10 protein-coding genes (1 of these 10 only partly in view) are annotated in these 12,563 nt (G+C 64.9%); 5 read left to right on the top strand and 5 right to left on the bottom strand.

The genetic code is table 11. From position 1 onward, the window contains the following. Window position 1 precedes the first annotated feature (1 nt). The 4 genes from hslV (at window position 2) to Q9K02_RS12765 (ending at window position 3,405) form a co-directional block, all read left to right on the top strand. A complete protein-coding gene (hslV, locus tag Q9K02_RS12780) occupies window positions 2-562 on the top strand; it encodes an ATP-dependent protease subunit HslV (RefSeq protein ID WP_278327960.1) in 561 nt (186 codons plus the stop codon). A gap of 4 nt (window positions 563-566) precedes the next feature. Next, complete coding sequence (hslU, locus tag Q9K02_RS12775) at window positions 567-1,868, top strand: ATP-dependent protease ATPase subunit HslU (RefSeq protein ID WP_305933517.1); 1,302 nt, start codon at window positions 567-569, stop codon at window positions 1,866-1,868. A gap of 98 nt (window positions 1,869-1,966) precedes the next feature. Beyond that, window positions 1,967-2,563: a methyltransferase domain-containing protein gene (locus Q9K02_RS12770; protein WP_305933237.1), complete on the top strand. Its 597-nt coding sequence runs from the start codon at window positions 1,967-1,969 to the stop codon at window positions 2,561-2,563. Further along, a complete protein-coding gene (locus Q9K02_RS12765) occupies window positions 2,560-3,405 on the top strand; it encodes a glycosyltransferase family A protein (protein ID WP_340310227.1) in 846 nt (281 codons plus the stop codon). The genes Q9K02_RS12770 and Q9K02_RS12765 overlap by 4 nt, the downstream gene beginning before the upstream one ends. A gap of 6 nt (window positions 3,406-3,411) precedes the next feature. On the opposite strand, the gene Q9K02_RS12760 is transcribed toward Q9K02_RS12765, so the two are convergent. Then, window positions 3,412-4,917 (bottom strand): SulP family inorganic anion transporter, encoded by a 1,506-nt coding sequence (locus Q9K02_RS12760; RefSeq protein ID WP_305933236.1) that lies wholly within the window; start codon window positions 4,915-4,917, stop codon window positions 3,412-3,414. Window positions 4,918-5,137: 220 nt separating this feature from the next. Here Q9K02_RS12760 and Q9K02_RS12755 point away from each other — a divergent pair, with 220 nt between their 5' ends. Beyond that, the gene (locus Q9K02_RS12755) at window positions 5,138-7,981 is read left to right on the top strand and encodes a M16 family metallopeptidase (RefSeq protein ID WP_305933235.1); all 2,844 of its coding nucleotides are present in this window, start codon (window positions 5,138-5,140) and stop codon (window positions 7,979-7,981) included. Here Q9K02_RS12755 and Q9K02_RS12750 read toward each other — a convergent pair whose 3' ends face one another. The 4 genes from Q9K02_RS12750 to Q9K02_RS12735 all read right to left on the bottom strand — a co-directional run. Next, the gene (locus Q9K02_RS12750; protein ID WP_305933234.1) at window positions 7,982-9,796 is read right to left on the bottom strand and encodes an ABCB family ABC transporter ATP-binding protein/permease; all 1,815 of its coding nucleotides are present in this window, start codon (window positions 9,794-9,796) and stop codon (window positions 7,982-7,984) included. Window positions 9,797-9,842: 46 nt separating this feature from the next. Continuing rightward, window positions 9,843-10,784: a retroviral-like aspartic protease family protein gene (locus tag Q9K02_RS12745; protein WP_305933233.1), complete on the bottom strand. Its 942-nt coding sequence runs from the start codon at window positions 10,782-10,784 to the stop codon at window positions 9,843-9,845. Between the two features lie 61 nt (window positions 10,785-10,845). Further along, window positions 10,846-12,303: a lipopolysaccharide biosynthesis protein gene (locus Q9K02_RS12740; RefSeq protein WP_305933232.1), complete on the bottom strand. Its 1,458-nt coding sequence runs from the start codon at window positions 12,301-12,303 to the stop codon at window positions 10,846-10,848. A 4-nt stretch (window positions 12,304-12,307) separates the two neighbouring features. Then, window positions 12,308-12,563 carry the end of a glycosyltransferase family 2 protein gene (locus tag Q9K02_RS12735; protein WP_305933231.1) on the bottom strand. Its footprint extends 644 nt past the window's final position, so only the last 256 of its 900 coding nucleotides appear in the window; its start codon lies off the right edge, out of view; its stop codon occupies window positions 12,308-12,310.

Genomic DNA, 12,563 nt, shown 5'->3' with positions numbered 1-12,563 from the left:
CATGAGTTCACACAGCGAAAGTCACGGCATCGTCCAGTGGCACTCCACCACCATCGTCGGCGTCAAACGCGGCGACCGGATCGTGATTGCCGGGGACGGACAGGTCTCCATGGGCAACACGGTGATGAAGCCCAATGCCCGCAAGGTCCGCCGCATCGGCGAGGACGGCAAGGTCGTCGCCGGGTTCGCCGGCGCGACCGCCGATGCCTTCACCCTGTTCGAACGGCTCGAGAAAAAGCTCGAGCAATATAACGGCCAGCTCCTGCGCGCCGCAGTCGAGCTGACCAAGGACTGGCGCACCGACAAATACCTGCGCAATCTCGAAGCGCTGATGATCGTTGCGGACAAGGAGAACCTCCTCGTCCTCACCGGCAATGGCGACGTGCTCGAACCCGAAGGCGGCATCACCGCAATCGGCTCGGGCGGCAATTACGCTCTGGCCGCGGCCAAGGCGATCGCCGAATACGAGGACGATCCCGAGCAGATCGCGCGCAAGGCGATGAAGGTCGCCGCCGACATCTGCGTCTTCACCAATGGCAATGTGACCGTCGAAGAGGTCTGAGAACATAATGGACAATCTGACCCCCAAGGCGATCGTCGCCGCACTCGACGAGCACATCATCGGCCAGAAGGACGCCAAGCGCGCCGTGGCCGTGGCCCTCCGCAACCGCTGGCGCCGCCAGCGCCTCGACCGCGACCTGCGCGACGAGGTGACGCCCAAGAACATCCTGATGATCGGCCCCACCGGCTGCGGCAAGACCGAGATCAGCCGCCGTCTCGCGCGGCTGGCCGAGGCACCCTTCGTCAAGGTCGAGGCGACCAAGTTCACCGAGGTCGGCTATGTCGGCCGCGACGTCGAACAGATCGCCCGCGACCTGGCCGAAGAAGCCATCCGGCTGGAGAAGGAACGCCGCCGCGAGGCCGTTCGCGAATCTGCGAGCGAGGCCGCGATGGACCGCCTGCTGACCGCGCTCGTCGGTGACAATGCCAGCGAGGCGACCCGCGAAGCCTTCCGCGCGCGCATCGTCGACAACTCGATGAACGACACCGAGGTCGAGATCGAGGTGAGGGACCAGCCGCAGTCGAACATGGAGATCCCCGGCATGCCCGGCAATGTCGGCATGATCGACCTCAGCGACATGCTCGGCAAGGCGATGGGCAAGTCCAACCTCAAGCGCCGCAAGCTCAAGGTGCCCGATGCGTGGGACCGGCTAGTGGAGGAAGAGGCCGAGAAGCGCATGGACCAGGACGACGTCAACCGCGTCGCGCTGGAAAATGCGGAGACCAATGGCATCGTCTTCCTCGACGAGATCGACAAGATCGCCGTCAGCGACGTGCGCGGCGGTTCGGTGAGCCGCGAAGGCGTGCAGCGCGACCTGTTGCCGCTGATCGAGGGCACGACGGTGGCCACAAAGTATGGCCCGATGAAAACCGATCATGTCCTCTTCATCGCCAGCGGCGCGTTCCATGTCGCCAAGCCGAGCGACATGCTGCCCGAACTCCAGGGCCGCCTGCCGATCCGCGTCGAACTGCGCGCGCTTACGGAGGAGGACTTCGTGAGCATCCTCAAGGAAACGCGCGCCAATCTGGTGGACCAATACACCGCGCTGCTCGGCACCGAGAAGGTCGCCCTCGACTTCACCGACGAGGCGATCGCCGAGGTCGCGAAGATCGCCGCGCGGGTCAACGAAAGCGTCGAGAACATCGGTGCCCGCCGCCTGCAGACGGTGATGGAACGCCTGCTCGAGGACATCAGCTTCGAAGCCGAGGAACACGAGGGCGAGACCGTCACCATCGACGCGGACTATGTGCGCGAGCGGCTCGACGATCTGTCCGGCGATACCGACCTGTCGAAGTATATTCTCTGACGCCGAAATCGTGAGCGATTGATTTACCGTCCGGGTCGCGCCAGCATGGGTGGGTGAACGGTAAACCGATTTTAGACATTCGGCGCTAGGGGGCCTGCATGAAGCAGCAAGCCATCGCCCTTGCAGAACGTGTGGCGCGCGTGGTCGGTTACGACAAGACGCACATCACGCGCACGGTCGCCTATCGCACGATCGATGCGTTTCTCGATACCCTGCCGGTGCAGGAGATGGACGCGCTGGAAATCGCGGCGGGCTGGAAATGGCGCGAGCGCGACTGGGGCAGTTACACCGAGATGAACTGGCCCGAATACGACATCTGCGACCATGTGCTGGATCGCCAGTTCGACATCTGCATTGCCGATAATGTGTGGGAGCACCTCGTGCGGCCCTATCGCGCAACCGAGCATGTCTTGCAGATGCTGAGGCCGGGCGGGATCTTCGTCAACATTACACCCTTCATGATCCGCCAGCACGCCGTGCCGGTGGACTGCACGCGCTGGACGGAACTCGGCATGCGCAATTTCCTGGCCGAGGTCGGGTTCGACGAGGCGACGATCGAAACCGGATCGTGGGGTAATCGCAGCGCGGTGAAGGCCAATCTCGACCGCTGGGCGCGGACCGGCTGGCAGCGGCGCTTCAAGAACGAACCGAACTTTCCCGTCACCGTGTGGGCCATCGCCCGCAAGCCGGAATGAACGACAGCCTGCCGGTCGCCATTTCGGTAATGGCGCACAACGAGGAACGGCGGATCGCGCGCTGTCTCGCTAGCCTGCCGCTGGGCGAACCGGGCTACGACATCCACGTGGTCGTGAACGGGACGACCGACCGCACTGCGCAGATCGCGCGCGGCTACGACAGGGTCACGGTCCACGACTGGGAGCAGGGGGGCAAGTCGCGCAGCTGGAACCGCTTCGTCTTCGACGATCCAGCGCCTGCCGGACGACACTTCGTCTTCGTGGACGGCGACGCCGAGGTACAGCCGGGTTCGATTGCCGCGCTGGTAGCGGGGCTGGACGATGGGGGCGTGAATGCGGCGTCCGCGTTTCCCGGCAATGGCCGCCGCGTAGAGGCCTATCGCGAGCAGATGCGGCGCGAGCATGGACTGTTCGGCGATCTCTATGCGCTGCACGGCGATTTCGTTGCCCGCATGCGTGAAAAGGACATTCGCCTGCCGAACGATTTGATCGGCGACGATGGCCTGCTCTGCGCTCTCGCCAAGACCGATCTCGGCAACGAGGACGACTGGCAGGACGAGCGGGTCGCGACGGTCGAGGGCGCTGCCTTCCTCTGCGATCCCGTACAACTGACACCAGGCGACCTGCTCCTGCAGGCACGCCGAATGCGCAATTACAGCCTGCGGCATTTCCAGAACCGGATCGTCAGCGACATCATGCGCGGGCCGGGGCCGACGGCACTGCCGGAACGACTGGCGTCGCTCTACCCGAGTTACCTGCCGCAGTTCCGGCCCCGGCGAGATCCGCGCCTGTGGTGGTTCGACCGGCAGGCGCTCGCCTTGATGGCGCGCGCTGCCGGTTAGTTCGCCCTAAGGATGCGGGGCGAGGCCGATTTCGACGCCGGTCTTGTCTGTCAGCGCGAATTTGTCGACGAGATCGCTGCTCGCCTTGTTGAGGCCGCGCACCTGCACGCTGCGACCGTTGCGGCGCATGCGCTCGACCACCTTGTCCAGCGCGCCGATGGCCGAGATGTCCCAGAAATGCGCCTTGCGCACGTCGATGATGACGTGGTCCGCCGGATCGGGCTGGGTGCTTTCGGGGCCGAGCGCGGCTTCGAACCGCTCCACGCTGGCGTAGAAGATCTGGCCCTTGGCGCGGTAGATCGCCGTGTCGCCATCGCGCTCTCGCACCACTTCGAACATGGTCATCACCTTGTGGGTGAAGAACACGCCCGACAGGATGACGCCCGCCAGCACGCCCAGCGCGAGATTGTGGGTCGCGACGACCACTACGACAGTGGCGACCATCACGACGCTCGACTGCCACGGGTGCTTGGTAAGGTTGGGTATCGAGTTCCAGCTGAAGGTCCCGATGCTGACCATGATCATGATCGCGACCAGCGCCGGCATCGGCACCTGGCCGACGAGATCGCCGAGCAGGGCGAGCAGGATCAGCAGGGCGAGGCCCGCAGTGAAGGTCGACAGCCTACCGCGACCGCCGCTGGTCACGTTGATGACCGATTGGCCGATCATGGCGCAGCCGCCCATGCCGCCGAACATCGCGGCGACGACATTGGCGACGCCCTGACCTGCGCTTTCGCGGCGCTTGTCGCTGCCGGTATGCGTCATGTCGTCGACGATCTGCGCGGTGAGCAGGCTTTCCAGAAGGCCGACTGCCGCCATGGTTGCCGAATAGGGCGCGATGATGCGCAAGGTTTCCCATGTCAGCGGGACATCGGGCAGGGCGAAATAGGGCAGGCCCTCGGGCAGCTCGCCCATGTCGGCGACGGTATTGACCGGCGCTTCGATCCAGATGCTCAGCGCGGTCAGGATCACGATGGCGACCAGCGGGCTCGGGACGGCGGTAGTCAGCTTCGGCAGCAGGTAGATCACCGCCAGCGCGGCGGCGACCATGACGTAGGTCAGCCATGTCACGCCGGGATTCCCCAGTGTGAGCTCGGGCAGCTGCGCCATGAAGATCAGGATCGCGAGCGCATTGACGAAGCCGGTGATGACCGAGCGGCTGACGAATTGCATCAGCAGGTCGAGCCGTAGCAGCGCCGCGATGCCCTGGAAGATTCCCATCAGGATGGTGGCCGCGAACAGGTATTCGACCCCGTAATCGCGCACGAGCGGGACGACGACGACCGCAACCGCCGCAGTCGCGGCGCTGATCATGCCGGGTCTCCCGCCCGTAAACGCGATCACCATCGCGATGGCGACCGACGCGTAAAGGCCCACGCGGGGATCGACACCCGCGATGATCGAGAAGCCGATCGCTTCGGGAATAAGGGCGAGGGCTACGACAAGCCCGGCAAGGATATCGGCGCGGATATTGGAGAGCCAGTCGCGGCGCAGGGTGCTGCGGTCGAGCATGGAAGAACCTATTCGTCAGGAAGTTTGGGCATCAGACAATAATGCCGAGAAATGATGTTCTCTTTGAAGCATGTTGCAGTGCAACACAACCCGCTGCGGCCCCGACCTGCATGCTCAGATTATGCGCCCACTCGTCGAGCGGCTAGGGCGGTTGTTCTATTGGCCGATCGCGTCCAAGGTGTTCGAACGTTTTGCGTAATCGAGACGAGGGGTCTGTTTTATGTTCCGTCACATCCTTGCCGCCGGTGCGGCTTCGCTTGCCATCATCGCCGCCGCGCCTGCCGTTGCCGACGATCACACCGCCAGCAGCACCGGAGCGGTCGTCGCCCCCGAAATCGAATACGAGCGCTGGACGCTCGACAACGGGCTTCAGGTCATTGCCATCCCGGACGCTTCGACCGGCACGGTGACGACATCGATGTGGTACGAGGTCGGCTCCAAGTCCGATCCCGAAGGCCGCGCCGGCTTCGCGCATCTGTTCGAACATATCCTCAGCCGTAAGACGCTGAACATGCCGTACAACCTCATCTACGGCCTCACCGCCGATGTGGGCGGCACGCGCAATGCGACCACCAATGCCGACCGGACGAACTATTTCGAGATCGTCCCGGCCGAATATCTCGAAGCCATGCTCTGGACCCACCGCGAGCGAATGGCCTTCCCCGTGATCGACCAGGACGTGTTCGACAAGGAGCGCGATGTCGTGAAGGAAGAGCTGCGCCAGCGCGTGCTCGCGCCGCCCTATGGCCGGTTCGGCAGCTTCGTCATTCCCGAAGCCGCCTATGACGTCTCGCCCTATCGCCGCCCGACCATCGGCAGCATCGAGCAGCTCGAGTCCGCCGAGCTCGACGATGCGCGTGCTTTCCACCAGGCCTATTACGGGCCGGACACCGCCACGCTGATCGTGGCCGGCAATTTCGAGGTTTCCGATTTGCGCAGCCTGGTCGAGGAATATTTCGCCGACATCCCGCGCCGCGAGAACCCGGTGGAGATCGCCTTCGACCTCGATGTCCCCGAGCGGACCGAGCCGCGCAGCATCACCGCGACTGCGCCGAATGTCCCGCTGCCGCTCGTCGGCACCGTGTGGAAGCTTCCTGCGATCACCCATCCCGATGCGCCCGCGCTGGAGGTGCTCGACGCGATCATGTCGCGCGGAGACAACAGCCGCATGGCCGCGGCCCTGGTCCGCAGCGGCAAGGCCGTGCAGGCGATCCATCAGGTCGGCATGCAGGAAGAGGGCGGGGTGCTGGCGCAGTTCGCCGTCATCAATCCGCAGGCCAATGTCGATGAAGTGCGCGGCATTCTCGTTGCCGAGCGTGAGCGGATAAAGTCCGAAGGCGTGACCGAAGCCGAAGTCGCCGAAGCGAAGAACGAACTTCTCGCCAGCGCGCTGCGTTCGCGAGAAACTGCACGCGGCCGAGCCTTCGAGCTGGGCGAAGCGCTGCTGACGACGGGAGATCCGTCTTTCCCGGACAAGCGGCTTGCCGCGATCGCGTCGGTCACGGCAGCCGATGTCCAGCGCGTCGCGCAGACCTATTACAATCCAAATGCGCGGACCGACATCGTTTATACGGCAGGCGAGGACGATCCTTCAGCCTACGCAAATCCTTATCCCATGCCGACTTTCAAGACCTTGCCCGACGCGGTGGGCGAGCCGCTGTCGGTCGCTGCGGAAGACGTGCGCGAAACCGTGCCCGGTCCCGGCCAGCGCCCGCAGCTGGAAGCCGCGCGGATCGTCGAGCAGACCTTGTCCAACGGCATCGAAGTGGTCGCCGCCCAGACGGGCGATGTGCCGCTGGCGACGATGACGGTGCTGGTGCCGGGCGGTTCGATCAGCGACGACCGCGCCAAGGCTGGCGTGGCCCAGCTCACCGCGCAACTGGCCGACAAGGGGGCGGGCGGTCTCGACGAAACCGAGATCGCGCGCCGCCTCGAAAGCCTCGGTGCCAGCTTCGGCGCGACTGCCGGGTCTAAAGGCGCCTATTTCAGCCTCACCGCGCCGGTCGCCAACATGGAAGAGGCGGGCAAGGTGCTCGCAACTATCCTCACATCCGCAGATTATCCGCAGGCCGCCTTCGAGCGCGAGCGCAAGCGGGCGATCGACGGACTGGCGGCTACGTTGAAAGACCCCGGGGGCATCGCGAGCATGGCGGTGCGCCCTGTGCTTTATGGCGACTCCCCCTTCGGCACGCTGCCGGGCGGCACGCAGGAGAGCCTGGCGCAGATCACGCGCGAGGATCTGGTCGAGCATCGCCGCACATACTGGCATCCGGCACGCGCACAGGTGATCGTCAGCGGCGGTATCGCACCCGAGCGGGCGATCGAGCTCACGCAGACCCTGCTTGGCGACTGGCAGGGCGTGGGCGAACCGCCGGTCGAGATCGCCAATCCCACCGGCGAGGCGCAGCCCGTCCGCACAGTGGTGATCGATATGCCCGACGCTGGGCAGGCCGCGGTCTATGCCGGCATGCGCGCACCATCGCGAACCGACGGCAATTACTACGCAGCGGAGCTCGCGAACGCGATCCTCGGCGGCGGGTCCAGCGGACGCCTGTTCGAGGAGGTCCGCACGAAACGCTCGATCAGCTACGGCGCCTATAGCGGCGTCGGGTCGGACACGCTGGTCGCTTCTGCGCAGACCCAGAACTCGACCGCCGACGAGGTGGTGCAGGTCTTCCTCGACGAGTTCGACCGACTGGGCGACGAAGCGATTGCGCAGGACTTACTCGACAAGCGTCGGCTCTACCTCGGCGGCAATTACGCCCGCTCGCTGGAAAGTTCTTCGGGCTTCAACAGCATCGTCGCCGGACTGCTGTTCGACGGGCTCGAGCCGGGTGAAGCTGCGCGCTATGCGGACCGTCTCGCGGCAGTCTCGCCCGAAGCCGCCACGCAGGTTGCGGCGGAGTATGTGGGGTCTGAGAAGGCGACCGTCCTCATCGTCGGCAATGCGGCCGAGTTCCTCGACGACCTCAAGGCGATTCGCCCCGATGTCGAAGTGGTCGATGCCGATGCGCTGGACCTTTCGACCAGCGCGCTGGTGGCGGCTGCCGCTACGGGCGACTGATCAGACGGGCTCTACCGCCGGGCGGTCTTCTGCCTGGCGGGCCCACATGTCGGCATAGAGACCGCCCGCGCGCAGCAGGTCCGAATGCGTTCCGCTTTCGGCGAGCCGTCCCTGGTCGAGGACGAGGATGCGGTCGGCATCGGCGATCGTCGACAGGCGGTGCGCGATGGCGAGCGTGGTGCGGTGCTCCGATACGCGGCGTAGCGTCTGCAGGATTTCCTGCTCGGTGCGGCTGTCGAGCGCGCTGGTCGCTTCGTCCAGCAGCAGGATCGGCGGGTCCTTTACCAGCGTGCGAGCAATGGCGACCCGCTGCTTCTCGCCGCCCGAAAGCTTGAGCCCGCGCTCGCCGACCTCGGTGTCGAAGCCGTCGGGCAGTCGCTCGATGAACGGAAGGATCGCCGCCGACCGCGCCGCGCCGACGATATTGTCATGCTCCGCTTCGCGTCGACCGTAGGCGATATTGTAGCCGATCGAGTCGTTGAACAGCACGCTGTCCTGCGGGACGATGCCGATGTTTTCGCGCAGCGACGCCTGCGTAACCTGCGCGATGTCCTGCCCGTCGATCAGGATGCGGCCCGATTGCGGGTCGTAGAAGCGGAACAGCAGCCGCCCGATCGTGCTCTTGCCTGCGCCGGAAGGTCCGACGATGGCCACATGGCTGCCCGCCGGTACCTCGAAGCTGAGGCCGTGAAGGATGGTGCGGTCCTTCTCGTAGCCGAACACGACATTCTCGAAAGCGACGGTCGGCCGGTTCACGATTAGCGCCGGCGCGCCGGGCACGTCCTCGACCTCGACCTCACTGTCGATCAGGCGGAACATCGCGGCCATGTCGATGATGCCTTGGCGGATCGTGCGATAGACCCAGCCGAGCATGTCGAGCGGGCGGAAGAGTTGCATGAGGTAGGTGTTGACCAGCACGAGATCGCCGGTGGTCAGCTCTCCCCGGCTCCAGCCCCAGACGGTAAACGCCATCGCGCCGCCCATCAGCAGGTTCATGATCAGCGCCTGGGTGATGTTGAGCAGGCCGAGCGAGTTCTCGCTCTTCACCGCCGCCTCTGCATAGGCATGGGCGGCGCGGCCATAGCGCTCCCGCTCGCGCCCTTCGGCGCCGAAGTATTTGACCGTCTCGTAATTCAATAGGCTGTCGACCGCGCGGGCCAGCGCCTGCCCGTCGAGGTCGTTCATCTGCCGCCTCAGCTTGGTGCGCCATTCGGTGATCCAGCGCGTGATCGCGATATAAGCGACGACGGTCGCGCCGGTCGCGGCAACCAATTCCCAGCCGAAATTGATGTAGAAGATCACGCCTACCGCAATCAGTTCGAGGATCGTGGGCGCGATGTTGAACAGCAGGAAATAGAGCATGGAATCGATGCTCTTGGTGCCGCGCTCGATCGTCTTGGTGACCTCGCCCGTGCGCCGCGAAAGATGGAAGCGCAGGCTCAGCTGGTGCAGGCGAGCGAAGGTGTCTTCGGCCAGATTGCGGGTCGCTTCCTGGCCGACCCGCTCAAAAGTGATGTTGCGAAGGTTGTCGAAAGCCACCCCGGCAAACCGCCCCGCCGCATAAGCGATCACAAAGGCCAGCGCGACCATCGCCGCTTCGTTCGCGGGCGTGGTCATCGCATCGACGGCGCGCTTGTAGGCGAAGGGCAGGGCGAGCGTGGTCGCCTTCGCCAACAGCACGAACATCATCGCGCCGACGATGCGGCGCTTCAGCTTCGGATTGCCCTCCGGCCAGAGATAGGGGAGGAAGCGGCGGATCGTCGCCCAGCTCTCGGCATCGTCGCGCTGGTCGGAAGTGGCGGTATCGGGGGGCATTGCCGCGCCCATCTGGGGTAGCGGCTTGCACTAGGCAAGGTCCATGTCAGCCGGGCATGTCTTCGCGAAGGTCATCTCGCTTGGCCCGGCGGCTCGGCATGTCGAAAAGGATGCGCTTCGTGCTGAAGTCGATCGCGACCCGGTCGAAAACGCGCAGATTGTTCATGCCGAGCACCAGTGCGGGGCGACGCGACAGGCCGAGTGCGGCAAAAATCGGGCTGTCCGCGAAGCCGATCTGGACATTGGTCATCTCCGCCCGCCCGATCTGCAGGCTGCGCAGGAATGTCGCGCGGCTGGTCAGCTGGGTGCCAAGGACATCGACGCTAACGATCTCGTGTCGTTCGCGCGCACGCAGTTTGCGCAACAGCACCGGATTGGCGATGCTGTTCTGCGCGCCGGTGTCGATCACCACGGCTGTGCGCACGCCGTCGATCCGTGCATCGGTGATGACCATCTGGCCGAGCTTTTTGCGCGCCCGCACGACGATTTCGTAGCCGGAATTGCTCTCTTCGTACTCGGCATCGGCGATGGCCATACGCCGCTCGCGGAAATCGATCAGCACGCGGGTATCCTGCAGGCTGTCGAGGCCGAGAATGCCGTCCGCACCAATATTGCTCGTGTGCAGCAACGGCGAGATCAGGCCGCTGACACTGCGATTGGCGAATTCGAGATCGTCGAGCTCGACCGTCTCGACCTGCCGCGAACTGCCCATCGCGACCAGCGTGGCCGTGCCACTACGGCGCAAGGCGAGGTCCTCGACTAGCTGATGCGTCACGACTGTTGCCTGCGCGCCCGTATCGATGAGGAAGCGGTAGGGACCTTCGCCGGCGATTGTGACGGGCACGGTCATGCGCTTGTGGCGGTCCGCCGTCAGCGTGGCTTCGTCGCTCGGCGCGTCGCCGATGACATCCTCGACCTGATCCGGCTGCGCGCTGGCAGTGGTGGCGAGGCCCAAGGCCAGAATTGCGGCAAGGCTGCGGCGCGCCATGCGGTCTCTCCTGCATCAGTAGCGAGAGTGATACCACGCAGGTGGGACAGGCTCCAGATGCCTAGCGATTGCGGACGAGCGCGATGAACTCGAACAACCGCTCCCGCGCAAACAGGAAGAGCCAGCCGCAATAGATCGTCGCGCCGAGGGCAACGAGCGCCACAAGACGTAAGACAGGCTCGGCATCGGCCAGCGCCTTGTCCCCGAGATAGACGGCGAGGGCCATGACAATGCCGGCGAGGGCCGTGGGCAAGACCGCGGCGAGTAATCGGGTCGGCGCTACGCCGATGGCAGGTAGCGAATTAGCCGCAGTGATCAGCGCGATCGCGGGATAAGCGGCCAGCCACGCCCAGGCCATGCCTTCGACCCCCCATTGGACGGCCACGATGAAGGCGAGAGGCATGACCAGCGCCCCGATGGCCGCATTACGCACCGCGATGCCGGGGCGGCCTGCTGCATTTGTGGCCGGAGCGAAGAGCACCTGCAGCACCATCCAGGGCATGGCGCAGCCGAGCACCTGCAGCAGCGGGACGATGCCGAGCCATTTCTCGCCCAGGACGACGCGCACGAAAGGTTCGGCAGTCACGGCCAGGCCGAGGCAGAACGGAATGGCGAGCAACATGATACCGTGCACCGATATCAGGAACCCGTTGGCGAAGGCCTCGCGGTCTGCTTGCGCCCGCGACAGCGCCGTGAAGGCGACCTCGTTCAGCGGCGGCACCACCTTGTTGATGAAGATCTGCGCGAGGAACAGCGCGGTCGTATAAAGGCCGACCGTCGCGGCATCGAAATTCCGACCCGCGATGACGACGTCCGATTGCGTTTGCAGGAAATAGAAGATGCTGGACAGCGTCACCGCCCCGCCGAAGCTGGTGATGGCACCGGCGCCGCGAAAGTCGAAGCTCGGCCACATGAAGGCGCGCGCGACGATCGTCATCGCAACTGCCCGCGTGACGAATACCGAAAGCGGCGCGAGCACCAGCGTCCATACGCCCAAACCTGCCAGCGCGCCGGCCAGAGCCACCACTGCGCCCAGCATGGCTGTGGCGAGGTTGACCTGTGCCTGCCGCTTGAAGTCCATCTCGCGCGAAAGGATGGCGTAACCGAGGGCGAGGAAAGGGTTCGTCAGGAAGACCAGCGCCAGGACTCGGAGTAAGTCGGCAACCTCGGGCTGTTCGTAAAACTGCGCGATGAGTGGCGCTGCAATCACCTGTGCAATGGCCAACAGAATGTTGAGCACCAGCAGCATGCCGAACAGCTGGCGCAACTCTTTGCGCGTCACTGTCTCACGCTGGATCAGCGCATTGGCGAGGCCATAGCCGTTGAGCAGGCCGAGCAAGGTCAGCACCACCGCCGCCATTGCGTAGAGGCCATAGTCTGCCGGATCGAGAATGCGGAGGACCAGGAAGGTCGACGCCCAAGCGATCAGCTGGCTGACGATCTGCGAGCCCGAGCGCCAGATCACCGCCTTGCGCACCAGCATGCGCAAACCTTGCGTGTCGATCTTGGCCGCGCTCATCGTGTCAGCCCCGGCCCAGCCTGACGCTCAGCGCGAAACGAAGCCAGCCCGCCACCTTGCGCAGATTGCCCATGACGGTCGGCGGGTGATCCCGCCAGGCACGCCGCAGCAAGCCCCATCGCAGATGGTAGGGATCGCGGGTCGCCAGGTTGAGATAGGCAAAGGCGCGCCAGGGGGACTTCGGCAACTGCTCGATCGATTGCAGCATGATCGGACCGGACAGCCCATATATATGCTTCGCGCGCGTGGAGGTCAGGCTG

Origin of the sequence: Qipengyuania profundimaris (assembly GCF_030717945.1) — a bacterium.
Classification (GTDB): Bacteria; Pseudomonadota; Alphaproteobacteria; order Sphingomonadales; family Sphingomonadaceae; genus Qipengyuania; species Qipengyuania profundimaris.
This window is presented reverse-complemented; position numbering and strand designations above follow the sequence as displayed.